25 protein-coding genes, 1 tRNA gene and 1 pseudogene are annotated in these 25595 nt (G+C 64.8%); 16 read left to right on the forward strand and 11 right to left on the reverse strand.

The window, feature by feature from the left end:
• Positions 1-8 precede the first annotated feature (8 nt).
• Positions 9-746 (forward strand): hypothetical protein, encoded by a 738-nt coding sequence (locus N5J29_RS09325; protein WP_279924329.1) that lies wholly within the window; start codon positions 9-11, stop codon positions 744-746.
• A gap of 27 nt (positions 747-773) precedes the next feature.
• On the opposite strand, the pseudogene N5J29_RS19270 reads toward N5J29_RS09325, so the two are convergent.
• Positions 774-893: pseudogene (locus N5J29_RS19270) on the reverse strand (SOS response-associated peptidase); the annotation flags it as partial.
• A gap of 843 nt (positions 894-1736) precedes the next feature.
• Between N5J29_RS19270 and N5J29_RS09330 the strand changes: the two are divergent.
• From N5J29_RS09330 to N5J29_RS09340, 3 genes are all read left to right on the forward strand, one after another.
• Positions 1737-2357 (forward strand): hypothetical protein, encoded by a 621-nt coding sequence (locus tag N5J29_RS09330; protein WP_279924330.1) that lies wholly within the window; start codon positions 1737-1739, stop codon positions 2355-2357.
• Between the two features lie 97 nt (positions 2358-2454).
• A complete protein-coding gene (locus N5J29_RS09335) occupies positions 2455-3276 on the forward strand; it encodes a DUF4760 domain-containing protein (RefSeq protein WP_279924331.1) in 822 nt (273 codons plus the stop codon).
• Between the two features lie 218 nt (positions 3277-3494).
• Positions 3495-4004, forward strand: coding sequence for a hypothetical protein (locus tag N5J29_RS09340; protein ID WP_279924332.1), 510 nt, complete (start codon positions 3495-3497; stop codon positions 4002-4004).
• Between the two features lie 758 nt (positions 4005-4762).
• Here N5J29_RS09340 and N5J29_RS09345 read toward each other — a convergent pair.
• Positions 4763-5644, reverse strand: coding sequence for a hypothetical protein (locus N5J29_RS09345; protein ID WP_154582387.1), 882 nt, complete (start codon positions 5642-5644; stop codon positions 4763-4765).
• Positions 5645-5821: 177 nt separating this feature from the next.
• Here N5J29_RS09345 and N5J29_RS09350 point away from each other — a divergent pair, with 177 nt between their 5' ends.
• A complete protein-coding gene (locus N5J29_RS09350) occupies positions 5822-5950 on the forward strand; it encodes a hypothetical protein (RefSeq protein WP_279924333.1) in 129 nt (42 codons plus the stop codon).
• 455 nt (positions 5951-6405) lie between these two features.
• On the opposite strand, the gene N5J29_RS09355 is transcribed toward N5J29_RS09350, so the two are convergent.
• Positions 6406-7380 carry a site-specific integrase gene (locus N5J29_RS09355; RefSeq protein WP_279924334.1) on the reverse strand — a complete coding sequence of 325 codons (975 nt, stop codon included), beginning with the start codon at positions 7378-7380 and terminating at the stop codon, positions 6406-6408.
• Positions 7381-7532: 152 nt separating this feature from the next.
• A tRNA-Leu gene (locus N5J29_RS09360) sits at positions 7533-7619 on the reverse strand.
• A 131-nt stretch (positions 7620-7750) separates the two neighbouring features.
• On the opposite strand from N5J29_RS09360, the gene N5J29_RS09365 reads away from it, so the two are divergent.
• The 4 genes from N5J29_RS09365 (at position 7751) to N5J29_RS09380 (ending at position 11769) form a co-directional block, all read left to right on the forward strand.
• On the forward strand, positions 7751-8185 hold the full coding sequence (locus N5J29_RS09365) for a BLUF domain-containing protein (protein WP_053519798.1): 435 nt from the start codon (positions 7751-7753) through the stop codon (positions 8183-8185).
• A gap of 135 nt (positions 8186-8320) precedes the next feature.
• Positions 8321-9607 carry a nucleotide sugar dehydrogenase gene (locus N5J29_RS09370; protein ID WP_065181245.1) on the forward strand — a complete coding sequence of 429 codons (1287 nt, stop codon included), beginning with the start codon at positions 8321-8323 and terminating at the stop codon, positions 9605-9607.
• 55 nt (positions 9608-9662) lie between these two features.
• On the forward strand, positions 9663-11285 hold the full coding sequence (locus N5J29_RS09375) for an FMN-binding glutamate synthase family protein (protein ID WP_164152217.1): 1623 nt from the start codon (positions 9663-9665) through the stop codon (positions 11283-11285).
• A 22-nt stretch (positions 11286-11307) separates the two neighbouring features.
• Entirely contained in the window at positions 11308-11769 is a 462-nt protein-coding gene (locus tag N5J29_RS09380; protein ID WP_164152219.1) for a GNAT family N-acetyltransferase, read from the forward strand.
• A 50-nt stretch (positions 11770-11819) separates the two neighbouring features.
• Here the strand turns inward: N5J29_RS09380 and N5J29_RS09385 are convergent, their stop codons facing one another.
• Both N5J29_RS09385 and N5J29_RS09390 read right to left on the reverse strand, forming a co-directional pair.
• Positions 11820-13067 carry a TIGR03862 family flavoprotein gene (locus N5J29_RS09385; protein WP_164152221.1) on the reverse strand — a complete coding sequence of 416 codons (1248 nt, stop codon included), beginning with the start codon at positions 13065-13067 and terminating at the stop codon, positions 11820-11822.
• Positions 13054-13488, reverse strand: a complete 435-nt coding sequence (locus N5J29_RS09390; protein WP_053519803.1) for an FKBP-type peptidyl-prolyl cis-trans isomerase — start codon at positions 13486-13488, stop codon at positions 13054-13056. The genes N5J29_RS09385 and N5J29_RS09390 overlap by 14 nt, the downstream gene beginning before the upstream one ends.
• Before the next feature lie 69 nt (positions 13489-13557).
• Between N5J29_RS09390 and N5J29_RS09395 the strand changes: the two genes are divergently transcribed.
• The 4 genes from N5J29_RS09395 (at position 13558) to N5J29_RS09410 (ending at position 16469) form a co-directional block, all read left to right on the forward strand.
• Positions 13558-13923 (forward strand): DUF6164 family protein, encoded by a 366-nt coding sequence (locus N5J29_RS09395; RefSeq protein ID WP_164152223.1) that lies wholly within the window; start codon positions 13558-13560, stop codon positions 13921-13923.
• Positions 13924-13991: 68 nt separating this feature from the next.
• Positions 13992-14759 (forward strand): sulfurtransferase, encoded by a 768-nt coding sequence (locus N5J29_RS09400; RefSeq protein ID WP_053519805.1) that lies wholly within the window; start codon positions 13992-13994, stop codon positions 14757-14759.
• 148 nt (positions 14760-14907) lie between these two features.
• On the forward strand, positions 14908-15903 hold the full coding sequence (locus N5J29_RS09405) for an LLM class flavin-dependent oxidoreductase (protein ID WP_164152225.1): 996 nt from the start codon (positions 14908-14910) through the stop codon (positions 15901-15903).
• A 68-nt stretch (positions 15904-15971) separates the two neighbouring features.
• Positions 15972-16469, forward strand: coding sequence for a pyridoxamine 5'-phosphate oxidase family protein (locus N5J29_RS09410; protein ID WP_053519807.1), 498 nt, complete (start codon positions 15972-15974; stop codon positions 16467-16469).
• A gap of 10 nt (positions 16470-16479) precedes the next feature.
• On the opposite strand, the gene N5J29_RS09415 is transcribed toward N5J29_RS09410, so the two are convergent.
• Together N5J29_RS09415 and N5J29_RS09420 are read right to left on the reverse strand one after the other, a co-directional pair.
• Positions 16480-17133 carry an exopolysaccharide biosynthesis protein gene (locus N5J29_RS09415; protein ID WP_053519808.1) on the reverse strand — a complete coding sequence of 218 codons (654 nt, stop codon included), beginning with the start codon at positions 17131-17133 and terminating at the stop codon, positions 16480-16482.
• The gene (locus N5J29_RS09420) at positions 17117-18421 is read right to left on the reverse strand and encodes a hemolysin family protein (RefSeq protein WP_065181250.1); all 1305 of its coding nucleotides are present in this window, start codon (positions 18419-18421) and stop codon (positions 17117-17119) included. Before N5J29_RS09420 ends, N5J29_RS09415 begins: the two co-directional genes overlap by 17 nt.
• A gap of 292 nt (positions 18422-18713) precedes the next feature.
• Here N5J29_RS09420 and N5J29_RS09425 point away from each other — a divergent pair, with 292 nt between their 5' ends.
• Positions 18714-19340, forward strand: a complete 627-nt coding sequence (locus tag N5J29_RS09425) for a DUF47 family protein (protein WP_004152833.1) — start codon at positions 18714-18716, stop codon at positions 19338-19340.
• A 13-nt stretch (positions 19341-19353) separates the two neighbouring features.
• Positions 19354-20475 carry an inorganic phosphate transporter gene (locus N5J29_RS09430; protein ID WP_053519810.1) on the forward strand — a complete coding sequence of 374 codons (1122 nt, stop codon included), beginning with the start codon at positions 19354-19356 and terminating at the stop codon, positions 20473-20475.
• 247 nt (positions 20476-20722) lie between these two features.
• Here the strand turns inward: N5J29_RS09430 and N5J29_RS09435 are convergent, their stop codons facing one another.
• The 3 genes from N5J29_RS09435 to parE form a co-directional block, all read right to left on the reverse strand.
• Entirely contained in the window at positions 20723-22219 is a 1497-nt protein-coding gene (locus N5J29_RS09435; protein WP_164152227.1) for a S10 family peptidase, read from the reverse strand.
• A 110-nt stretch (positions 22220-22329) separates the two neighbouring features.
• On the reverse strand, positions 22330-22908 hold the full coding sequence (locus N5J29_RS09440) for a GNAT family protein (RefSeq protein WP_065174922.1): 579 nt from the start codon (positions 22906-22908) through the stop codon (positions 22330-22332).
• 151 nt (positions 22909-23059) lie between these two features.
• Positions 23060-24949: a DNA topoisomerase IV subunit B gene (parE, locus tag N5J29_RS09445; protein ID WP_053519719.1), complete on the reverse strand. Its 1890-nt coding sequence runs from the start codon at positions 24947-24949 to the stop codon at positions 23060-23062.
• 160 nt (positions 24950-25109) lie between these two features.
• Here parE and N5J29_RS09450 point away from each other — a divergent pair, with 160 nt between their 5' ends.
• The gene (locus N5J29_RS09450) at positions 25110-25343 is read left to right on the forward strand and encodes a hypothetical protein (protein ID WP_053519720.1); all 234 of its coding nucleotides are present in this window, start codon (positions 25110-25112) and stop codon (positions 25341-25343) included.
• The last annotated feature ends 252 nt before the right edge of the window (positions 25344-25595 follow it).

Here is a 25595-nt window from a genome sequence, read left to right on the forward strand (position 1 = left end):
ACGACCCAATGCCCACCATCATTCGCCAGTACGCCGCGCCGGCTTCGTTCCCGGACACGATCATCCTCGACCTGGAACCGCCGATCGATTGGGGTGGCGTGGTGCCGGACGGCCACTTCCGTCTGGCCAAGACGCTGAACTTCACGTTGAACAACCGCATCGCGGCCGGGCTGGATGCGCAGCTCTCGAACGGGGGTTCCTACGAGGTCGACTCGCAATCGGTCTCGGTGGCCACTGGCACTGCGCTGTACGTGCCTGCGGCCGCAAACCTGCCGTTGTCGTTCATGTCCGTGTTCCGGCAGACCGCCGGCGGCGTCAACCAGACGCTGATGGGCAACGCGAACACCTCGGGCGGTGACTCCGCCGGCATCGGTGTCAGCAGCGGCGGGAACCTGGTCGCCTTGGCGCGCGCCGGCAGCACCAACTACGCGGCCAGCCTGCCCAAGGATGGCGGTGATCGCTGGGAGATGGTGGTCGGCACCTTCGACAACCGTCCCGGTGCAGGTGCCAGCATCCTGCGGCTGTACCGGCCGCGCACGGGCAGCATGGCGGAGGTGACCAACGCGACCCTGCCGGCCAGCATCGCCACGCATCGAATCCTGGGCGCTTCGGCGGGCACGTTGAACCAGAGCGTGCGCGGCGCGCTGTCGGCCTACTGGTTCGACCGGGTGCTGGCGCAGGCCACGATCCAGAACATGTACGCCTCGGTCAAGGCATCGCTGGCGACCAGCGGCATCGACATCTGACCGTAGCGGCCTCGGCGCGGGGCTGGCTCACGCCACCGGCTGCAGCAGATCCTCGCGGTTGTTCCTGGGCGTGTTGACCGCCCGACTGACCCGGTAGGCCTCCATGGATGGGGGCTCGCTGGCCAGCAGCATCGCCATCGCATTGTGCGAGCCGCGCGGCTTTGACTACTGGGAATTCACGCCGCGCTCACGCCTGGGCAGCGATGTTTGAAGCAGAGCGGTAGGGGGACTGCTGGACGCTCAATGCCCGGGCGTTTGGCCGTGCTCACTCCCCCCACGGGCTTGTAGGACCGCCGCCGTGAATCTTCTCATTTCCCTCGCCGGCCCGGCGTTGGCCGCAGGTGCATTGCTTGCTCTCGTCCATGCAATCGTTTGGGGATGCAAATCCCTGGCTAGCCGTCGCATCCGACGATTGAGTCTCCGGTGATGGACGCGTTTCGCTATGCCTATCGGAAGGCACGCGGTTGGCATACACCAGTCCTTACCTCGGCGTGGGTGGGACTCAGATACTCGCTTACCGGGGACACCGGTTACTTCAAGTCGCATGGTGGCTGGCGCATATCACGCGTGCATCGGGGCGGGGAGTCTTCCGAATAGCTCGGGCATGCGGCCCGCCAACTAGGGTTACTGAAAGTCTTGCAGGCGGTCGCGGCTTATCGCCTGCCGATTATTGCAAGCTGGGCAGCTGAGGATCGCCGCTCCATTGACGTCCTCCAGATTGCGTTCGGTTGTTGCTGCGAACCATCTTCCGCACTGCATGCAAGTCGCGTCGATGCGAGTGACCTGGATCAAAGCTCCATCTTCGTCCCTGACTCCCTCGACTGAGTTGAGCTGGAACAGTCCAGTGTTCGGCATTTGTTTTTGAATGGGTGGGGGTGTGACGCCTATCATGCCGCGCTTTGCGCCCCCCTTCACGCCTTGCGTCTGCCCTTAGATGGACTTGGGTCTACCTTCCCCCCATAGTCCTCTGTAACGCCAGTGGATCACCCTATGAGCATCCTCAACGTCTTACTCAGTCGCGAGCAGATGGTCGTTGCAGTTGATACGCTTGCCGAGGACGCTCTCACCGGCGTTCAGTCGGCTGGCGCCAAGATGTTGCTGATCCCACAGCACAACCTCCTGCTGGCGGCGAGGGGATCTACCCAGTTCTTTCTCCGGATCTACGAGCTGGCTCTGCAGGCGAGCTTCCGGGCGGAGTTCACGCTGGAAAAGCTGAGTACTGAGCTCGGCTCGGTCATCGACCAGCTGTGGCCCAAGTACGAAGAGGCGGTGGCCGAGGCCGGTCTCTCTGTTGAGCGGCTGGGGACGGAGATCGTCCTGGGCGGGTGGTCGCCACAGCAAAGCCGGATGGTGGCGACCGCGCACCTGAAGAATGCCGACGGTCGACCGGCGACAGTACAGCCGATCACTGGTCAGCTGGCGTCGCCAGGTGAGCCGCTCAGAGGCTTAACCCCGAGCATGGCTCAAGCAGAGATCTTGGCGGCCGGCCGCCTACAGGCGAGCTACCTCAACGCAGTTGAAGGGCGGCGGGTGGCCGGTGGCCGGCTCTTACTCGGATTCCTGCAGAAGGGCCAGGCAGTAGTGAAGGACCTCGGGCCGATCGGAGACTAGGCGCTGAGGGCTACACGAGTCGGCCACACATGGCTTTAAAGTATCGGAACGGAGGGTTTGATCACGTGGATCCTGGTTGACGGCTACCTCCAAAGTCGTGAGCGCACTCGCCGCTAACGACCTTGCAGACGGCGTGTTTTGTGTTAATGTCGCGTTCACAAAAATGGACGGTGTCGTTGTGAGCAAGGAAGTTCGAGTAGCCAGCGGCGGATTCTTTCAGTGGATCTCATCTGTGTCTGAGATGAAGGGCTTCGCCACCGTGTTCGCGTTTTGCGTCGCGGTAGTGGTGGGCGTAGTCATCTGGATGATCCCATCTGAACAGCGTTCAGTATCGGCTGCAATGTCTGTGGTCCAAACCGGTGCGGTGGTTGTGGGTCTGCTATCACTGGTTCTGATCGCTCGCCAGATCAGGACGACGGCCGCTCAGGCCGCTCACACGGCAGCGATCAACAGTGCGCTTACCTACCATCAGTATTTCGGCGACCTGATCACCGTTCAGGTTCGCCGGCAATTGAGCCATGTGTCCAACACTTGCGGGTTCAGCGATGCCCGGAAGAAGGGGGAACCGATGGACGACAATGCGGTCAAATGCATCAAGAGGTCGCCTAACCACGATGCCGTTGTAGCCCAGTATTTGGATGAGTTCGAGGAATTTTGCGGCGCAATTCACGCAAAACTTCTGAATGAAGACTATGCTTATGGCCTAGAAGCAACCCGTATCATCCGAACTTGGGCGGTCTTCAAGCCGTACATCCTCGCAACGAGGAAGGAGACCGAGGATTTCCGCACCTACGTAGAGTTGGAGCGGATTGCTGGAAGTTGGACTGAGCGACGCAAAGCCGAAGACACAAAAGAAGCGAACGCGAAGCTCAATAGGGATGCCGCTAACGGCATCCAGAGTGTTGTTCCGGGTGGCTGACGTAGCGACGAACATCATAGATTTTTACCCCCGTGGAAGTAGGAGCGCACTATGAATGACAAGAACGGCTGGTAAAGAGGAATTGTCCTTCAACCGCAATGGCCCCGCATGTCGGGGCCATTGCTTTTACTGAGCTGTGGACCAGCTTGCATGACTAGTTCATGCGGCGGCTGATGTAAGTCGCAGCAGCTGCGACCGCCGGTCGTATCCTTCCGGCCATGCTTGCTTCGCACGGCCACCACGGTTTCCGCACCACCCCGATCCCCTCTGGCTGGGTCCAGACCGGTGAGCGCTGGGCGCTCTGGTACAACGGCCGGGAGACAGCGAGCGTCATCGCTGATGGCGGGTCCGGCGTACGCCTGTGGATGGAAGGCCAGAAGATGTGGCAGGTAAAGGAAGTGCGCGCGGCGAGCGTCCGGCAGGCGAAGCGGTACGCCGAGCGTTGGTGCGCGGCCAGGCTCTATCCCGAGCTGCCCCTGCGCGAGGCCGTCGCCCGGCTGACGGATAGCACCCCGATCCGGCTGCCCCCGCCACTGCCCGGCCTGCCGCCTACGCGCGCGCAGCAGCAACAGGCCCGGTGCCTGGCTGAGTCTGGGGTGCTGGATTTGACACGAATCAAAGAGGCGCTGGAGCCGCGCAATCCGCCGGCAGCTACCAAGCCCAGGGCGAGGGATCCTCAGAAGCTGCGGGTTAGGGCGGCGCTGCAGCAGCTACGGCGCGGCGTTTGAGCTGAGGCCGAAGTGCGCTGCCCATTCCTCCCTGAGTGGGCGGCGCTTGTCTAGAAGCTGCCCGCGGCGATATGCCGCCTCCGCCTTGTTCCTGCTGGCATGTGTCGGCGCCATCCCACCACCTCGTTGGCGTGGTCGGTCGTCTCTGCCCCCAGTCGCGGAAGCTCGACTGGAATTTGTTGCCCGAGCTTTCAGATTACTCGACCGGCTGATGCCGTCGCGGTAAGTCAACTTCGATGGGGTCTCCCCCGATCGCGTCGGCAACACCGGGCCAGAAGCCTGCGACAGGCAGCAGCGCAGCACTGATCGGCGGCTTTTGTGAGGGCGTGTGGATCCATGCCACTCCTACACTCAAAAAGGCGGCGAGAACAGTGATCAGGGCTATACAATTTCCTCGCCTCCAGTTCATTCGCCTCGCAAGCATCTGACCGAGCAGAACGATCACTACAGACGTCCCCGCCCACAATCCAGTTGACAGAAGCTGCGACTGGGTGATTTGTGACGTCCCTTTCGGGAGCGAGGGTAGGAAGTAAGCCAAGGAAGCTATGCAGATAAATGCGAACAGCGTGAACGCTCTACCATAAGATGTAGGGGAATGAGCCCTGACCCATATAAGTTGCCCAATGAGCAACATCACAAACCCGATTGCATAGTAGAAGGCGCCTAGAGAACCGGCGCCGCCAGCTGCTGCTGAACAGACCAGGGCCAGTGCGAATGGCAGATAGGGGATCAGTCTTGAAGCTGACGACGCCATCAGGTCATTTCTCCTGGACTTTGACCACGCCGCCGACGATCACGGTTCCTGTACGCACAGTTCCACCGCTAGATATCACTCCGCGCGCGTTTAGCCACTGAATGCCCCGGTGGTAGTCAGGCTGATTCTTAGCTTCAGGTCGGTTGTACCAGGAGTAGTCAACCGGAACAGGTTGATCAGAGACGATCGAGAGAAGGTTGCCGACCGAGTCTCTTGCCTCCACGAACTCGACCTGCTGGGTTGTAGAGTTGTACCTAAGAACCACTTTGCCGCCATCAGCAAAATTGGCGGTGATGGTGATTTGGTAGTCTAGGCCGGAATACCATGCGCGGCCTTCTAGCAACGTCATGCGCGCGTAAAGAATAGCCTGCGAGGTGAGGTTGTTCTCCCAGTTGTTGGTGTCCTTCATCCAATTGATCAGGCTGGCGCGCGCAGCACCGTCTTCGGTCACGTCGAATGCCGAGTCTGGAAACGCGGCTGGCAAATCGGCAGCTGTCACGACCATTGCTCGGCTCGCAACACGCGCGTTGGCGAGGTTCACAGTGATCTCAATGGGCGCCGTGTTCTGTCGCTCACGATAGACAGCTGAGTAGGCCGCAAACTGACGCTTCACCGCCTCTGAAATCTGGTGATCGGCGGGATGGACGCCGAGCGGTATACCGCCTGCGGGATCGATATGGTTGACGATCCAGCCTTTGACCTCACCGGTAGTGCGATCTCCGATCAACTCAAACCCGAGACCCTGCGACTTCTCTCTGGCAAGTTGCAGCTTCTGGCTAACCGGACATCCGTCACACATCGTGATCTCTGGTAGCCCTGTCTGCGCCATCAGTTGACCACTTGTCATTGCTGCACATAGAGCAAGAACCATTCCTACAATACGCAAGCTACTACTCCTTGTATCATTCGCACCGGCCTTTGGTGGCCGATCATCATGCCTTCGATGCGTATGAGGTAGCAACTTTTGATGGGTAGCGCTTGGAGCTTCCGGACCCCAGGTGTCTCAGGCTGTGGGATAGCGAAAGGGCACGATTCAGTCCACCCTCCCAGCAATGGCGGTCGCATGAAGATTCCAGTTTTCCGCTCTCCGCACTCCACGACGATGATCGCCGACGACCTGGTGGCCCACGGGATCGTCGTGGTTGACACCATGAGGACGCCGGCACGGCGCTTGGCCCACGAACTGCGCTAGCGGCTGGGGATCGAGCCACCGGATGACGAGCGGGAGGATGCCGACTTCCTGCTGCACCTGTCGTGCGACGTGGAGCCGTTGAACGAGTATGGGTGGGTCGATTACTACGTCCACAGTGGAACCTCCCCCGTCGACGCTATGCGCGCAAAGGACCTGGTCCGCCTGGCCGTCCGCCAGTGGGGCACGGTTGGGAAGCCCGACTACTTCGTCGCGACCCTGCCCCCGTAAGCCATTGCGTGGACGGGGTGGGCGTCGGAGGCTGATCGGGCGCACAACAGGCGCCAGATTGATGGACAGTTGCGTGTCGTAAAAGCTTGTCTAGAGCTAAAAGTGTGTGTGGTGGTTGCGAGGTGACCTGGCATGGCTTAGGCGCAGTTCGTCTCGAGAACATTGCTGTACACGGACATGTCACTCCCTCATAAGGCAAGGTCGCCCGGTAGTATCGAGGCCGAACATTACCCCAGCTGGCGGGCGATCTCAGAGGCAGGTTCGTGGTAGTAGATCATCAAAGACTTGAGGTCTCGATGTCCGATGATTCTAGCCAACTGCAAGATATCCAACTTCTTAGAGAGCCTCCAGATGGCCTCGGCTCGGCTGTCGTGGAAGTGCACTTCGCGATGGCCCGTCGAGTCTCGAACTTTTCGCCAGAGCGCATCTCGCACGGCAGACTTGAGCTGGAAGACGGGCCCGAAGCCAAGGGGAAGTGCTCTCAGGATCTCGCAGGCCCGCCGGCTGAGCGGTACATCCCTCGCGTCGCCGTTCTTGGTTTTTGGCAAGTGCACGTACTGCTCGGAAAGATGCACGTTCGGCCAAGTCAGCGACAGGATCTCACCTGACCGCATTGCGGTCTCAAGCGCTAGAAGGAACGCCAAGCCCGTCCGCTGGGTGGCCGTTTCCGCCGACAGACCCGTCTCGAGCCCGAACGCTGCGATCAGGTCGGCTTCCTCAGTGGGAGATACGCGTCGCGCGCGGCCTTTAGGCTGTTGCGGCCAGCGAACGTCCGACATGGGGTTTTGCTTGATCCACTTCCATTCCCGGCGCGCCGTCTCGAATACGGACCGCATCAGGTTCATTTCGCGAGCAACCGTCCCAGGCTTGACCTGCTTCAGTCTTCCATCTCGCCAAGCGATGATGTCCGAACTGTCGATCGCCGCGATGCGCCGGTCCAGGAGCGGAAGCGCCCGTTCCCAAGCAGCGATGCGGACCGCCTCCCACCGTTCGCCAGCTCGCTTGGGCGCCTCTTCCTTGACGTAGCGGCGCATCGCTTCGCGCAGTGACTTGTCTGGCAGCTTCCCACCTCGAAGCTCCGCCTCTCGCTCAAGAGCCCACTTCGCAGCTTCCTGCTTCGTGTGCTTGGTAGTCGAGTCGCGAACGCCTGCCACGTACACCTGCACGCGCCACTTGTTCCCCGATCGTTGGATGCTGGCCATGGCCGCATCATATGGGGAATTTTTGGGGAGAGTAGCCGGGCAAGTCCGGGCAAATCGTGGTGATCGCGGAAGTTCGGATCACCCTAAGTGCCTGATTGCGCGCCGAATCGGGGTGAATCGTGGCGAACACGTCGGCTCCCCGAAACGTGCGATGGTGCCCGGAGCCGGAATCGAACCGGCATGACCTTGCGGTCGGCGGATTTTAAGTCCGATGCGTCTACCAGTTTCGCCATCCGGGCCTGCAGTGCGGCGCCGATTGTAGCCCAGCGGGGGCTCCAGCACCGGCGGCCGGGCATCGCACGGCGCGCTTAACTGTAGCGCCCATTCATGCCATAGTCCCGACCATCGTTCCCAGGGGGGGAGCCACCTGATGTCGCTCTACGCGATCGCCTACGTCAGCGATGCCCGCGCCGATCTGCGGACATCCGATCTTGACCGCCTGCTGGCCGATGCCACGGCGTTCAATCGCGTGGCTGGCGTCACCGGGGTGCTGATGTTCGACGGTGCGCGCTTCCTGCAGTATCTCGAAGGTCCGCAGGATGGTATCGATTCGGTGTTCCCGCGCATCCTCAATGCCCGCAGCCATACCCAGTTGAAGGTGCTGTGCCGGGCGCCCGTGCCGCAGCGGGCGTTCCCCCGCTGGAACATGGGGACGCGACGCATCGAGGCGGAGCTGCTGGCACAGATCGTCGGTGAGGCGTGGCCGGGGTTGACGCTGGGCAGCGTGGGGTTCGAGCACCTGCTGCAGGCCTGGACCGGGGCCGATGGCGAGCTGGAGCCTGCCGCGGTCGCACTGGGCTCCTGACCTTGGCGACAAGGTCCTGACACCGTTACGCTGTAGCCCTCTTGCGAAGACTTCCCGGAGTGGGCAGCGAATGAGCGTGATGGCCGAAGCGGCGGCAGTGGGCGATCCGTCGCTGCCGGCATGGCGGGTACATTGATGAGCGTGCCGGTGTCGGCGGCGGAAGCGCCTCGGTTCGCGGTGATCGGTCTGGGTTACGTGGGCCTGCCACTGGCCGTGGCCTTCGGCCGGGAACAGCGGACGCTCGGCTTCGACATCGACCCCGAACGCATCGCCGAGCTGCGCGCGGGCCAGGACCACACGCTGGAGGTGGAGGCCGGGGAACTCGCCGCTGCACGCCAGCTGGAGTACAGCAGCGACCCTGCGCGGCTGGACGAGTGCAACGTGTACATCGTCACCGTGCCGACGCCCATCGATGCCTACGAGCAGCCTGATCTGGAACCCCTGCGCTCGGCGACGCGGTTGATCGCCAGCCATCTGCGCGCCGGCGATCTGGTGATCTACGAGTCCACGGTCTATCCCGGCACGACCGAGGAAGTCTGCGTGCCCTTGCTGGAGCAGGGTTCGGGCCTGCGATTCAACGAAGATTTCTACTGCGGCTACAGTCCGGAGCGGGTCAGCCCGGGGGACCGCCAGCGCCGTCTGGCGGATATCCGCAAGATCACGTCGGGTTCGACACCGGAGGTGGCGTCGGTGGTCGATGGGCTGTACCGCCGCATCATCGACGCAGGCACCTTCCCGGCGCCATCGATGCGCGTTGCCGAAGCGGCCAAGGTGGTCGAGAACATCCAGCGCGACGTCAACATCGCCCTGGTCAACGAGCTGGCGCTGATTTTCGACCGTCTCGGCATCGATACCCAGGACGTGCTGGACGCCGCGGGCAGCAAGTGGAATTTCCTGCCGTTCCGTCCCGGTCTGGTCGGTGGCCACTGCATCGGCGTGGATCCCTACTACCTGCTGCACAAGTCGGAAAGTGTGGGTTACCACCCGGACCTCATCCACACCGCGCGGCAGGTCAACAACCGTGTCGGCGAGCACGTGGCCATGCGCGTCCTGGCCATGTTGGCCGAGCGCGGGCGGACCGCGGCCCAGGCGCGCGTGCTGGTGCTGGGCGTCACCTTCAAGGAAGACTGCCCCGATCTGCGCAACAGTCGTGCGCTGGAGCTGGCGCAGCGCCTGGCAGACGCAGGCGCCCAGGTCGATGTCAGCGATCCATGGGTGGGCCCGGCGGCCTTGGCCGATGCCGGTGTGCGGTGGCTGGCCGAGCCGAAGGCCGGCTGTTACGACGCGGTCGTATTGGCAGTGGCGCATGCCAGTTTCAAGGCGATGGATGAAGCCCGCATCCGCGGCCTGCTGGCGCCCGGCGGCCTGGTGTATGACGTGAAATCGGCCTGGCCGCGCAGCGTGGTCGACGATCGCCTGTAGGCGTTGATGATGGCGGGCGCGGTAGACTCGGCTGCAGTTGCAACCAAGGAACGCCATGCACCGGTATATCGTCTACCTGCTCGCCATCCTGATGTTCCCCGTCTGCCTGTGGCTGGCCACGATATGGCCTGCCTGGTACTGGGGCGTCGGTCTGACCGCCGCGATGGTGGCGCTGGGGACCTGGGATCTGCTGCAGAAGCGCAGCACCCTGCGCCGCAACTATCCGGTCATGGCGCACTTCAGATACGGGCTGGAATCGATCGGCCCGGAGATCCGCCAGTATTTCGTGCAGAGTGATCTGGAAGACGTGCCCTTCTCGCGCCAGCAGCGTGCACTGATCTACCAGCGTGCCAAGAACGAGATGGATACGGTGCCGTTCGGCACGCTGCGTAGTGCATATGCGGTGGACTACGAATGGATCAACCATTCGCTGGCACCGACCACCATCGCCCGGCACGATTTCCGTGTGCTGATCGGCGCAGGCTGCGCCAAGCCCTATTCGGCCAGTGTGTTCAACATCTCGGCGATGAGCTTCGGCTCGCTGTCGGCCAACGCGATCCGCGCGCTCAACGAAGGCGCACGCCGTGGCGGCTTCTATCACGATACGGGCGAAGGCTCGATCTCGCCGTACCACCGTGAGATGGGCGGCGATCTGGTCTGGGAGATCGGCTCGGGCTACTTCGGTTGCCGCGACGAGAAGGGCGGTTTCAGCGAAGAGCGGTTCGTCGCCAACGCCACCCATGACCAGGTGAAGATGATCGAGATCAAGCTGTCCCAGGGGGCCAAGCCCGGTCATGGCGGCGTATTGCCCGCGCCGAAGGTGACGGCCGAGATCTCCGTGACCCGTGGCGTGCCGATGGGGGTGGACTGTGTATCTCCGTCGCGGCACTCGGCGTTTTCCACGCCGGTCGAACTGCTGCAGTTCGTCGCCCGCCTGCGCGAACTGTCCGGTGGCAAACCGGTCGGCTTCAAGCTGGCCATCGGCCATCCCTGGGAGTGGTTCGGCATCGCCAAGGCGATGCAGGAGACCGGCCTGTTGCCGGACTTCATCGTTGTCGATGGCGCCGAGGGCGGCACGGGCGCGGCACCGGCCGAGTTCGTTGATCATGTGGGCGTGCCGATGCACGAGGCGCTGCTGCTGGTCCACAACACCCTGGTCGGGCTGGAACTGCGCGAGCGCATCCGCATCGGTGCGGCCGGCAAGATCACCAGCGCATTCGACATTGCCCGGACCATCGCGCTCGGCGCGGACTGGTGCAATGCCGGTCGTGGCTTCATGTTCGCACTGGGGTGCATCCAGTCGTTGAGCTGCCACACCGACAAGTGCCCGACCGGCATCGCCACGCAGGACCCGGCGCGCTGGAAGCACCTCGACGCGCCTGACAAGGCCACGCGCGTGCACAGCTACCACGAGCACACGCTGCATGCCCTGAAGGAGCTGTTGTGCGCGGCCGGCCTGAATGATCCGGCCGAACTGGGGCCGGAGCACATCCTGCGCCGCGTGTCGCCGGTGGAGATCCGCTCGCTGGCGACGCTGTATCGCTATCTGGAGCCGGGAGAACTGCTGCGGCGGGTGCCGGATCACGCGGTATTCCATGCGTTCTGGGCAGATGCGCGCAGTGATTCATTCCAGCCGCCGGCGCGGATCCAGGCGCTGAGAGCCAGCAAGTCGCGGTGATGGGATTCCACACGGAGGTTGCATGCAGTTCAGGACCGGGACGATCGACGATGTCACGCCGCTGTGGGCCCTGCGCACGCGGTGCGTGCGCGAGACCTGCAGCAGTCACTATCCGCCGGAGGTGATCGCACCCTGGGCGGCGTCGCCGCCGCCGGCGCAGTATCCGCGGCTGTTGTCGCAGGGCGGCTGCGTGGTGACCGAAGGCGGGCAGGGCGAGCTGCTCGGCTTTGGCGTGCTGGATATCGATGGCAATGAGGTGGATGCGCTGTTCGTCGATCCGGATCGTGGCGGACAGGGTATCGGCCAGGCGCTGATGCAGCGTCTGCTGGCGCTGGCCGATCCGGGGCGCGAGGTGGTGCTGTCGGCCTCGCTCAATGCCGTGTCCTTCTATCAGCGGCAGGGTTTCATCCGCGAACGCGAGGAAATCTATCCCCATCCCAGCGGGGTACCACTCGCCTCTGTACGCATGCGAAGGCCGTGGTGAGGCGCTGCTTCCGGTAGCGCCGAGCCCCGCCCGCTGCTACCACAGGCGATTCAGCGTGTGGCCAACCACTGGATCACGCCTTCGGCGGCGCGCAGGCCACTGGCATAGCAGGCCGTCAGCAGGTAGCCGCCGGTCGGCGCCTCCCAGTCCAGCATTTCGCCAGCGCAGAACACGCCGGGCAGGGCACGCAGCATCAGCCCTGCGTCGAGCGCGTCCAGCCTTACCCCTCCGGCCGTGCTGATCACCTCGGCCATCGGCCGCGGGCGCAGCAGTTTCAGCGGCAGGCGCTTGAGCGTCGCTGCGACCGCTGCAAGATCTTGGCCCGCATCCTTGCCGAGGTGCTCGAACACAAGTGCCGCTTTCACTGCGTCCACCCCGGCCTGGCGGCGCAGGTGTTCACCGAAGCTGCGGCCCTTGCGTGGACGCGACAGATCGGCCAGCAGGCGTGCTTCATCGCGACCCGGCGCCAGGTCCAGCCACAATGGCGCACAACCCTTGCGGTTGATGGTTTCGCGCAGGTCGGCCGCCAGCGCGTAGATCAGGCTGCCTTCGATGCCATAGTCGCTGGCGACGCATTCGCCCTGCAGTGACCGTGGTTGGCCTGTCAGGTCGATCCAGTGCGCCACCACTGGCTTCAAGGGGGCACCGGCATTGCGCTGGGCGAACAGGGGCGTCCAGTCAACGTCGAATCCGCAGTTGGCGGCCTGCAACGGTGCGATGTCCACGCCGCGTGCCTGCAGCGGTGCCACCCAGGCACCGTCGCTGCCGAGGTGCGGCCAACTGCCGCCGCCCAGCGCCAGCACGGTGGCATCAGCGTGCACGTCGAGGTGGCCGTCTTGGGTGTTGAAGCGCAGCGCGCCGTCGCTGGCCCATCCGCACCAGCGGTGATTCACGTGCAGGCGTACGCCCTGCTCCTTCAAGCGGCGCACCCAGCCGCGCAGCAGGGGCGCAGCCTTGCGATCGACCGGGAACACGCGGCCGGAACTGCCGACATAGGTCTCCACGCCAAGATCGGCGGCCCAGTCGCGCAGTGCCTGCGCGTCGAACCCGTCCAGCCAGCGGCCGACTTCACCGGCCTGCTCGCGGTAGCGGCTGTCGAACAGTGGGCGCGCATCGGAGTGGGTCAGGTTGAGCCCGCCCTTGCCGGCGATCAGGAACTTGCGACCGGGGGAACCCTTGGCTTCATAGAGGTCCACCTCCAGGCCGGCGGCGCGCAGGCGCTCGGCAGCGAACAGCCCTGCCGGGCCGCCACCGACGACAGCCACGCGGCGCGGTGCATGTCGATCAGGGTTGGACATCGAGCAGCTCGACATCGAACACCAGCGAGGAGCCCGGCGGGATCGGGCCGGCGCGACGGCTGCCGTAGCCCAGGTCCGGGGGGATCATCAGGGTGCGCTTGCCGCCGACCTTCATGCCGGCCACGCCTTCATCCCAGCCGCGGATGACCTGGCCGGCACCGAGCACGAAGGTGAACGGCTGGCCGCGTCCGACCGAGCTGTCGAATGTCTTGCCATGCTTGCTCTCGGTGCGGTTGTCGTAGATCCAGCCGGTGTAGTGCACGGTGACCTTCCGTCCCGCCACCGCTTCGGCCCCGGTACCGGGCTGGGTGTCGATGCGCTCGAAGGTGGTCAGCGTGCCTCCCGGTGGTGGGCCGGACGGCTCCATCGAGCAGCCGGCAGCAGCAAGGGACAGCAACAGGGGAAGCAGCAGTCGGCGCATCGGGCATCTCCGTCGGGCGCAGGGCGAGGGCGGCAAGGGTAGCGCATCGGCGCCGGGTATCATGGCGCCATGGCCAAACTCCTGCTCAATCTGCGCAATGTCGGCGATGACGAATACGCCGACGTCTGCACGCTCCTGGATCGCCACGGCATCGCCTGGTACCGCACCGAGCCCAGTCCCTGGGGCATTTCCAATGGCGGGCTGTGGCTGCGCGAGGACGGCGATCATGCGCACGCCAAGGCATTGATGGCCGAGTACCAGGCCGAGCGCGCGCCACGCATCCGGGCCGAGCGTGAGCAGGCCCTGCGTGATGGCACGGCCGAGACCTTCGGCAGCCTGCTGCGGCGCCGGCCGCTGTATGTCGTGCTGGTACTGCTGGCGATGCTGGGCGCTGCTGCCCTGGTGCTGCTGCCGTTCATGCTGCTGCGGGGGTAGGGCGCTCCAGCCGCCGATCATCGACGTCGGGGCCTGACCCGGTGGCGGCCAGGCGCTAAAATGCGCGGATGATCGCCAATACCGCCGCCTATCATTTCACCGCCATCGACGCCCCCGAGGTTCTGTGCGACCAACTGCTGGCGCGTGCCGAAGCGGCTGGGCTGCGCGGCACGATCCTGGTGGCGGGCGAGGGCCTGAATCTGTTCCTGGCGGGCGCCCCGGCCGCCATCGAGGGCTTCTACGCGGCGCTGCGTGAGGATCCGCGTCTGGCCGGAATGCGGGTCAAGACCAGTTTCAGCGAGCATCAGCCCTTCGCGCGGCTCAAGGCCAGAGTGAAGCCGGAGATCATCAGTTTCCGCCGCGATGACGGCCAGCCGCTGGCCTATCCACGCGCGCCGGCGGTCGATCCGGCCACCGTACAGCGTTGGTTGCGGCAGGGCCACGACGATGCGGGAAAGCCGGTGGTGATGCTCGATACCCGCAATCTGCAGGAGGTGGAGTACGGCACGTTCAAGGACGCGCTGGTGCTGCCGATCCACAAGTTCACCGATCTGCCGGAGGCCCTGGCGCCGCACCGCGACGCATTGAAGGACAGCACCGTGGTCAGCTTCTGCACGGGTGGCATCCGCTGCGAGAAGGCCGCACTGTGGATGCTCAATGACGGCATGGACAACGTGCTGCAGCTCGATGGCGGCATTCTCGGCTACTTCGAAGAGGTGGGCGGCGAGGGCTACGACGGGCGCTGTTTCGTGTTCGACGAACGGGTGGCGCTGGATGCGGAGCTCAGGCCGCTGGTGGATGAGCCGCTGCCGGAACCACGCCCCAGCGCCTTCTGAGCGGCTGTCCCGGGCGCCGGTCGTGCACGGCTGTCCGGTCCACCTGGGGAGCTGACCCGCCCGGCAGGAATCAGCGTCCCGCCACCGGCACTGGCCGCCGTGCCGGGCCGACCCCATGCAGAGGGGATCTTTTGACGGAAACCGCCTGATGATCCCGTTGTCGATCCTCGACCTGGCCCCGGTCTGCGAGGGCAGCGATACCACCGCCGCCTTCTCCAACATGCTGGAACTGGCCCAGCATGCCGATGCGCTGGGCTACCGCCGCTACTGGCTGGCCGAACACCACAACATGCCCGGTATCGCCAGCGCGGCCACCGCCGTGCTGATCGGGCACGTTGCCGGTGGCACGCAGCGCATCCGTGTCGGTGCAGGCGGCATCATGCTGCCCAACCATGCGCCGCTGCAGGTGGCCGAGCAGTTCGGCACGCTGGCCTCGCTCTATCCGGACCGCATCGATCTGGGGCTGGGGCGGGCGCCCGGCACCGACCAGCCGACCGCCCGCGCGCTGCGGCGCTATTTCGACAGCGCTGACCAGTTCCCGCAGGATGTGCGTGAGCTGCTGCATTACTTCGAGCCGGTCCAGCCCGGTCAGGCGGTGCAGGCCGTGCCTGGCGGCGGCCTGCGGGTGCCGACGTGGATCCTGGGTTCCAGCCTGTTCGGTGCGCGCATGGCGGCATCGATGGGGCTGCCGTACGCCTTCGCCTCGCACTTCGCCCCGGACGCGATGGATGAGGCGCTGGCAGTCTACCGCCGCGAATTCCGTCCTTCGGCCACGTTGAAGCAACCGCACGCGATGCTGGCATTGAACGTGGTGGCCAGCGACAGCGAAGCCGAATCGCGCCGCCTGTTCACCAGCCAGCAGCAGAGCTTCGTCAATCTGCGCCGGGGGCGTCCCGGCAAGATCCCGGCACCGATCGACGACATCGAATCGTTCTGGGAGCCGCACGAGAAACTGGGTGTCGAGCGGGCATTGGAGTGCACGGTGCTGGGTGATCCGCAGCAGGTGGCCGAGGGTATCGCCGCGTTCGTCGAACGCCATCGACCTGACGAACTGATGCTCACCGCCAATCTGTATGACCATCGCGCGAGGCTGCGCTCGTTCGAGCTGACCATGCGGGCGTGGCACGATCGCCACGCGGGCTGAACGATTGCATCACGGCGCATTGCAGACCTTCCGCGTCTGATGGGGGCTCCCTACCCCTGGAGCTCCCCATGTCGGATTCCCGCGCAGAACACATCGCCCAACTGGCCGAACTGATCAAGGACGTGGAGGTGGCGATGTTCACCACGGTCGGTGTCGATGGTCGCCTGTACAGCCGTCCGCTTGGTACCCAGCAGGTCGCCTTCGATGGTGACCTCTGGTTCGCTACCGCAGCCGACAGCCCGAAGGTGGCGGAGATCGCACTCAATCCGCGGGTCAACGTGGCCTACGCCTCGACGTCGAAGAACACCTATGTGTCGGTGGCGGGCAATGCGCGCATCGTCGACGATCGAGCCAAGGTGGAAGCGCTGTGGTCGCCAGCGATGAAGCTGTTCTTCCCCGGCGGCAAGGACGATCCGAACCTTCGGCTCATCCACGTGCAGGCTGAATCGGCCGAGTACTGGGATGGACCGGGCACGCTGCTGGGCAGGGCGCTGACGTTCGTGCTGTCTGCGGTACAGGATGAGCCAGGCCAGCTTGCCGACAACGGTTTCGTCGACCTGCGTTGATGGGCCCGGTTCAGAACCAGCGCTGGAACAGTTCGACGGTGTAGCTCACCAGTTGGCCGGAACTGAAACCAAAGAACGCGATTGCCGCCAATGCTCCGATCCAGTTGACCAGCATCAGCGCGCCGTCGCGCTCGAGCAGGGCCAGGGAGAACAGCAGCAGCTGGAAGCCGAACAGATAGTTGGTGAACGGGATCGGCAGCGACAGCAGGATGCCCAGCAGGACCAGCAGTGCGCCGGTGAACGCGTGAGCCGGCAGCGGCTTGAGCAGCTGCGGCAGGCGTGGCTTGAGCATGCGGTCCAAGCGCCGCAGCGGGCGGTCGATGCGGTCCAGGAACCGGTGCATGGTGCCGCGCTTCGGCCCGCGGCGGGCGATGAAGCCCGGCAACCAGGGGCGCCGCATGCAGCACAGCATCTGCAGGCCGATGAGGATCACCAGGGGGCCACTGACCGCACCGCCCAGCCCCGGAATCGGGATGAACGATGGCAGGATCGCCACGAACAGGAAAACGCCGAAGGCGCTCTGCTGCAGATCCTGCAGGATCTGGCCCAGCTTCATGTGCTGGGCCGGATCACCCCAGGCGAACATTTCCAGCAGCGTGCGGATGCCTTCGTTGCGATAGGCAGGTGCTGCGTCGCGCGGGCCGGACTCAGGCGGTGAGCTCATCGGCCTGCTCGTCCGACAGCGTGCGCAGCAGCAGCTTGTCCACACGTGCACCGTCCAGGTCGACGATCTCGAAGCGCCAGCCGGCCCAGTCGAAGTACTCGCCCGCGTGCGGGATGCGGCCGAAGTAGTGGATGCACATGCCGGCCAGGGTGTAGTAGTCGCCCTCTTCGGCGTCGGGAAGCTCGTTGCTGCCGATCAGCTCGCGGAGGTCGTCCACCGGCAGCGAGCCGTCCACCAGCAGCGAGCCGTCCTCACGGGTCACCACCAGTGCGTCCTCGTCGGCATTCTCCACCGCCTGCAGGCGGCCGACCACTGCGCCCATCAGGTCGCTGATGGTGACCAGTCCCTGGATCTCGCCGTATTCGTCGACGACCAGCGCCATCGACTGCTGTTCTTCCCGGAAGATCTCCAGCAGCTTCATCGCATGGGTGGACTCGGAAACGTACAACGGCTCGCGCAGGGTCTGGAACAGCGCGTTGTCGCCGCGTGCCATGCGGGTCGCCAGCGATTTCAGTTCAAGCACACCAACCACATCCATGTCGTTGTCGCGATAGACCGGATAGCGCGAGAACTCATGCTCGGCCATGATTTCCAGGTTGCGGTCCAGGCCGGCCTGCGTGTCCAGCCAGGCGATCCGGTTGCGCGGCGTCATCAGGCTGTCGGCGGTGCGATCGCCCAGCCGCATCACGCGGTTCATCATGTCCCGCTCATGGGTGTCGATCACACCTGCCTCGTGGCTTTCGGCCACCAGCATGCGGATCTCCTCTTCGGTCACCGAGGCGGCTTCGTCCTTGCCCAGGCCAAGTGCCTTCAGCACCAGCTGGGTCGTCCTGGACAGCAGCCAGACGAAGGGCAGGGCCAGTTTGGCCAGCCAGCTCATCGGCATGGCCACCAGGCTGGCAATGGTCTCGGAGCGGGTCAGGGCCAGCCGCTTGGGCACCAGCTCACCAAAGATCAGGGTCACGAAGGTGATGAGGGTCACGGCCAGCGTGGTGCCGACCTGGGAGGCGTAGGTGAAGCCGGGCATCAGGCCCTGCAGCCAGCCGGCAATGGCGTCGCCGATGGCGTCGCCGCCCAGGTAGCCGGTCAGCACGCCGATGACGGTGATGCCGATCTGGACCGTGGACAGGAAGCTCTCGGGCTTTTCGGACAGCTCCAGGGCCTTGGCGGCGCGCTTGGAGCTGCCGGCCATCTGCTTGAGACGGCTCTTGCGCGAGGTCATGACCGACATCTCGGACATGGCGAAGAAGCCGTTCAACAGAACCAGCGCGAAGACAATCAAGATCATTTCAAACACGGGCGTCGTCCCCGGTTGGTGGCAGGGAGGGCGGGTGCTTGCGATGGCGGCAGGCGCTCAGGAGCAGAGTCCGGCGCGGCGCTGGGGGATAAGGGTCGTCGTCCATAAGGTGCGCCCGAGGGCGCGCTGGCATCTTAGCAAAGGGCCGTGGCAAGGTGGCAACTGCCTGTTCAGGTTGGCGGGTTCCACCCCCGGAAAGGGGGCGGGGATACCCGAGATGGTCATCTAGCCGTCATAATTCCGTCCGGTGCCGTCCTTCCCGCGACGGCTGACAGGTTTCTCAATGTTCTCTCTGCAGACCATTTTCGGTTCCGGCAAACAGTTCTACACCCTGCTCGATGAGGCTGCCGTCGCGGCCTCCGACGCCGCCAAGGCGCTGCATTCCATGCTGCGCGAGGCCGACCGCCAGCCCGCGCTGGACGCCTTCAAGCTGGCCCGCCTGCGCGAGCGTGCGGCGTCGGACAAGATCAGCCAGGCGCTGGTGGACAGCTTCATGACGCCGATCGAGCGTGAAGACATCGAAGCGCTGGGGTCGGCGCTGTACAAGATCCCCAAGCAGATCGAGAAGTTCGCCGATCGCTATTCGCTGGCCACGACCCACCTGGAGCACATCGACTTCGCGCCGCGCGCGGCGATGCTGGAGCAGGCCGCCGGCGTGGTGGTGGAGATGGTGGCCGACCTGCGCCACATGAACCTGGACCGGATGACCGCGCTCAACGAGAAGCTGCGCTCGCTGGAGAACGAGGCCGACCGGCTGATGCTGGAGCTGTACCGTGACATCTATTCCGGGCGCCTGGACAACCTGCAGATGTTCCTGCTCAAGGAATTCTTCGAGATCCTGGAAAAAGCCATCGACCGCTGCCGCGAGGCCGGCGTGGTGGCGTACCAGATCGTGCTGAAGAACAGCTGACGGACGCCGCCGCATGTTGACCCTCGTCCTGGTGGTGATCCTGGCTGCGCTCGTCTTCGAGTTCATCAACGGCTTCCACGACACCGCCAACTCCATCGCCACCGTGGTGGCGACCAAGGTGCTCTCGCCCGGCTGGGCGGTGATGCTCGCCGCCTTCATGAACCTGATCGGTGCCCTGACCGGTACCGCGGTCGCGCTGACCATTGCGTCGGGCCTGCTCAACACCAACGTGGTCGATGTCACCCCGCAGGTGATCCTGTGCGCCCTGCTGGGCGGCATCATCTGGAACCTGATCACCTGGTGGAAGGGGCTGCCGTCCTCGTCCTCGCACGCGCTGATCGGCGGCCTGTGCGGCGCCGGCCTGGCGGCCGCCCACAACAACTGGGATGCGCTGATCTGGTCCGAACGGCTCGGCAGCTGGGCGCAGAACAAGGGCCTGCTGTGGAAGGTGTTCGTGCCGATGATCACCTCGCCGATTGCCGGCTTCCTGCTGGGCATCGTGGTGATGGTGCTGCTGTGGGGCCTGATTGCCGGTCTGGCCAGGATCGGTGGTGCGATTGGCCGCCTGGCCCGTCCGCGCTGGGTCAATGCCTTCTTCGGCAAGGCGCAGATCGTCTCGGCCGCCTACATGGGCTTCGCACACGGGCACAACGACGCACAGAAGACCATGGGCATCATCGCCATGACCCTGATCGGTGCCGAAGCCACCGGTGCACTGGACAACCTGCCGTCCTGGCTGGCCTTCATGCACCCGGATGCGCAGGCCGGTGACGGCATCGCGATGTGGATCGTGCTGACCTGTGCGGTGGTGATGGCCGCCGGTACCGCTTCGGGTGGCTGGAAGATCATCAAGACGCTGGGCCACAAGATGGTCAAACTGCATCCGATCCACGGCTTCGCGGCGGAGACCAGCTCGGCCACCATCCTGACCCTGGCCGCCCATTTCGGCATGCCGGTCTCGACCACGCACAGCATCTCCACCGCGATCATGGGCGTGGGCTTTGCCAAGAATCCGCGTTCGCTGAAGTTCGGCGTGATCGAGCGCATCGTCTGGGCCTGGATCCTGACCATCCCGGCGGCAGGCGGCTGTGCGTACCTGATCCTGAAGCTGTTCGAGCTGTTCGGCTGGACCTGATGCCAGCAACCCTGGGGTCAGAGCCCTTTCCCTGCAGATAGGGATCTGACCCCGGAAATGAAGAAGCCCGCCGGATTCCGGCGGGCTTTTTTCATGGTCAGATCGTTTTTCCGTATCCAGCGTGTCGACCAAGGTCGACACCCACCAACAGCAGCAGGAACCTCGCCAGCCCACGGAAACCCGGCTTTTGCCGTTGCCGTTGCCGTTGCCGTCAGCGGGCGCCGGGCCGCAGGCGCGGCCGAACCCCTCAGTTGCGCTGGAACAGTGCCTGCACATCCTTGCGGAATGCCGCCTGGCTGTCGGCACGGCTGTAGAACATGTGCCCGCCCGGGTAGCTGCGCACCTGCACGCGGTCCGGGTTGCTGCCCATCGCCGGCATCTGGTCCACGGTCAGGATCGAGCCCATGAACGGGCATGACAGGTCATTCCAGCCGTGCGCGATCAGCACCTGCAGATTCGGATCGATCGCCACCGCCTGGCGCAGCTGGGTCACCGCACCCTGGCGCAGGTCCCCGTTGCGGTCCCACAGCCGGTTCACCTCGTAGTTTAATGCCTGGTAGCGCGCATCGACCTTCCAGCCCACCACGCGAGTGACGAAGTCGACCATCGCGGTGGTGGTCGGCGCGATGATGCTGTCGAGCAGGGGATCGTTGGCGCGCTGTTCCGGATCGTTCGGGAACGGATCAAACGCCGTCACGTTCGAGTCGTAGCGGCTGCCCAGCGTGCCCTTGTCGCGGAACACTTCGCGCAGATAGGCCTGGGTTTCCAGGCGGCCGCCGGCACGACGCACGAACTGCGGGTCCAGCCCGGTCAGCTCGGTGACCCGGCGCAGCATCGCCTCGGTGGCCTGCGGATCGCTGCGGCCCTTCATCAGGGCGGTGGCGTAATCGCCGCGGGTGTACTCGATCACCTCGCGCATCGCCGCGTCGGTCAGGCGGCCCTGGCGCTCCAGGTGCGCCGCTGCGATCGACGGCAGGGTCTGCATCCACGCCATCGGCGAGACGTCGGCGTTGTCTTCCAGGGTCGGGCTCAGGTACGGCGAGACCAGCACCAGGCCGTTCATCGCAACGCCCAGCCGCGTCTGCAGGTAGTGGGTGATGCGTGGGCCGCGGTAGCCACCGTAGCTCTCACCGGTGAGATACTTGCGCGACGCCATGCGCTGGTTGCGCAGCAACCAGTCGTAGATCGATCGCGACAGGTACTCGATGTCGGCACTGGGGTTGTACAGTGCCTTCTTGGCTTCGTCATCGCCGATGCGGGCACGGCTGAAGCCGGTGCCGACCGGGTCGATGAAGACCAGGTCGGTGAAGTCCAGCCACGTTCCCGGATTGTCGTGCAGCGTGGCCGGCGCCGACGCGCTGTCGCCCTCCGAGCCGAAGGTCACGACCTTCGGGCCGATGGCGCCCAGATTGAGATACACCGAGGACGCGCCGGGCCCGCCGTTGAGCGCGAAGGTCACCGGCCGGTCCTTGCCGGGCATCGTGTAGGCGGTGAACACTACATCGGCGATCACCTTGCCCTTCTCGTCACGTACCGGCAGGGTCCCTACGGTGGCGGTGTAGTCGAGCGTGCGGCCTGCCAGGCGGATGCTCTGGCGGGTGGAGGCGTCGGCCGGCGGCGCAGGTGCTTCGGCCCTGTCGTCTCTGGCATCGGGCTTGGACTCGGCGGCGGGCGCGGCCAGCACGCTGGCAGGAGCGATGAGCAGGCCGACGCAGAGCGCGGCAGTGTGCAGCAGGAACTTCATGGCACCGGATCGGCAGCGGAAGGGGGTTTCGATGCTAGGCCTCCAGGGTGCCGCGCCGTATGTGTCCAAAGCCATGGCCGGGCGTTGTCGTCGGTTGCGGCCAGATTGGGTCAAGTGGGCAGGGCGGTCGCGGCTTCGTCATCGGCCAGCAGCCCGTACACAGCCGAGTCGGCCAACTCGCCCTGGATGCGCCAGCGTTGGCGCAGGAGGCCCTCACGATGGAAGCCGAGGCGTTCAAGCACGTGCGCGGAGGCCGCATTGCGCGGATCGATCTCGGCTTCGACGCGATGCAGGCGCAGCGTCCGGAACAGGTAGGCCAGCACCTGCTGCAACGCCTCATGCATGTAGCCCCGGCCCTGGACCTCAGGTGCCAGCAGATAGCCGATCTCGGCACGCGCAGCATCGCGATCGACGGCAAACACCACGCAGATGCCCAGCAACGGCCCTTCCAGCGATTCGCGCACGGCCAGCTTGAGCTGGGTGCCGATGGCGTGTGCGGCGAGGTCGTCGTCGATCTGTTCGCGGGCTTCGCCCGGCCGTGTCCAGGCAGGATGGTTCCACCAGCGCATCACCGCCGGGTTGGATTGCAGCGTGAACAACGCAGCAGCGTCATCACGACGGATCGGGCTCAGGACCAGCCGCGTGCTGTGCAGGGGCAGGCCGGGGAACAGCAGCGAGTGGCTGGGCAATGCGGTGGTCCACGCGGATGAGCGCGCATTATGCACCCGCAGGGTTTGCCGATGGGGGTGTAATGCCCCGGTGGGCGGCCTGAAGCGGTACTGCCAGGCCATGCAGCCAGAGCCGTTTCCCGACAGGAAACGGCCCCGGCCCGCGCTGGGGTCAGACTTCCAGCGACGCCAGATCGCCCTTGGTCTCCAGCCAGCCCTTGCGGTCAGACGCCCGCTTCTTGGCCAGCAGCATGTCCATCAGCGAACGGGTCTGCTCGCGATCGTCCACGGTCAGCTGCACCAGGCGACGGGTGTCCGGGTGGATGGTGGACTCACGCAGCTGCGACGGGTTCATCTCGCCCAGGCCCTTGAACCGGGTCACATTGACCGCGCCCTTGATCTTCTCGCGCTCGATCTTGTCCAGCATGGAGCGCTTTTCTTCCTCGTCCAGCGCGTAGAAGACCTGCTTGCCCACGTCGATGCGGAACAGCGGCGGCATTGCCACGAACACGTGGCCGGCGTCGACCAGCGCCGGGAAGTGCTTCAGGAACAGCGCCGTCAACAGGGTGGCGATGTGCAGGCCGTCCGAGTCGGCGTCGGCCAGGATCACCACCTTGCCGTAGCGCAGGCCGCTGATGTCATCCTTGCCCGGATCGCAGCCGATGGCGATGGCCAGGTTGTGCACTTCTTCCGAGGCCAGCACGCTGTTGGAGGAGACTTCCCAGGTGTTCAGGATCTTGCCGCGCAGCGGCATGATCGCCTGGAAATCCTTGTCGCGTGCCTGCTTGGCGCTGCCGCCTGCCGAATCACCTTCCACCAGGAACAGTTCGGTACGCGACAGGTCCTGGCTGATGCAGTCGGCCAGCTTGCCCGGCAGGGCAGGGCCCTGGGTGACCTTCTTGCGGACCACCAGCTTTTCGGTCTTCAGGCGTGCGCTGGCGCGCTCGATGGCGATCTGCGCGATCTTCTCGCCCAGTTCCACGTTCTGGTTCAGCAGCAGGCTGAATGCATCGTGCGCGGCACCTTCCACGAAACCGGCGGCCTGCCGCGAGGACAGGCGTTCCTTGGTCTGCCCGCTGAACTGCGGATCGGTCATTTTCAGCGACAGCACGAACGACACGCGGTCCCACACGTCTTCCGGCGCCAGCTTCACGCCACGCGGCAGCAGGTTGCGGAAGTCGCAGAACTCGCGGAGCGCCTCGGTCAAGCCGGTGCGCAGGCCGTTGACGTGGGTACCGTGCTGGGCAGTCGGGATCAGGTTGACGTAGCTTTCCTGGACCAGCTCGCCTTCCGGCAGCCAGGCCACGGCCCAGTCCACCACTTCGGTGTCCTTCTTCAGGTTGCCGACGAACAGGTCGGCCGGCAGCATTTCGCGCTCGCCCAGCTCCAGCTTCAGGTAGTCGCGCAGGCCGTCCTCGTAGTACCAGGTGTCGACTTCGCCGGTGGCTTCGTCGGTCAGCTTCACGGTCAGGCCCGGACACAACACCGCCTTGGCGCGCAGCAGATGCTTGAGTGCGCGCACCGCGAACTTCGGCGTATCGAAGTACTTCGGGTCGGGCCAGAAGCGCACGCGGGTGCCCGTGTTCTTCTTGCCGACCGTGCCCACCACTTCCAGCGGCGTGGCGCGGTCACCGTTACGGAAGGTGATGCGGTGTTCGGCACCTTCACGCTTGATGTGCACCTCCACCAGGGTCGACAGCGCGTTGACCACGCTGACGCCGACGCCGTGCAGGCCGCCGGAGAAGGTGTAGTTGTTGTTGCTGAACTTGCCGCCCGCGTGCAGGCGGGTCAGGATCAGCTCGACACCCGGGATCTTCTCTTCCGGATGGATGTCCACCGGCATGCCACGGCCGTCATCGCTGACCTCCACGCTGCCGTCCTTGTACAGGGTGATCTCGATCGAGCGGGCGTGGCCGGCGAGGGCCTCGTCCACCGAGTTGTCGATCACTTCCTGCGCCAGGTGGTTGGGGCGCGCGGTGTCGGTATACATGCCGGGACGGCGCTTGACCGGGTCAAGGCCGGACAGGACTTCAATATCGGCGGCGTTATAGCGGGCGTTCATCTATGTTCTAAAGCGCGGAGCGACGCGCAAGTGTGCGGTCTGGGCGGCGAATTTGCACGCCTGCGGTTCAGCCTCGCCACCGGGGAGGGGGTAAAATGGCAGCCGCTGGAATCCGGACGCCAGCGTCCCCATGTCCCAGCCATACCGCGAGGAGGACTCCATGAAGAAGTTGCTGACCATTGCGATCCTGGCCGCTGCCGCCGTTGCGGTGCCGCTGGTGATGGCGCAGAACGCCGGCCAGCCGGCCCCGCAGCAGGGTGACCAGGCCGACAAGGCACAGGCCGAAGCCGACGCCAAGGCCAAGCGCCGCGCGCAGGCCAATGCGGAGCTGAAGGCCAAGGGCCAGCCGGTTCCGCAGCAGGAAGAAGAGGAAGAGGCGCGCAAGAAGCGCTGAGCGCACGCGCACCCTCCCTTTCCCACGGAAGCCCTGTAGAAGCGGGCTTCTGGAGACGCGACGCCCCCGCAAGGGGGCGTTTTTCGTTCGGTCGGCCTGCACAAGCCTCTTGGGTTGGCGGCCATCTATCTGTAAACTATGGCTTTCCGGGAGTAGTGCGTGTCCACCATTTGCGAATGGGCTGGCACGGCCATGCGTGGCCTCCAGCAATGCGGGTCGCAGGTGACGGTCGATGTGACCGGCGCGGTTGCC

The organism is Stenotrophomonas sp. GD03680 (genome assembly GCF_029844625.1).
GTDB lineage: Bacteria > Pseudomonadota > Gammaproteobacteria > Xanthomonadales > Xanthomonadaceae > Stenotrophomonas > Stenotrophomonas maltophilia_P.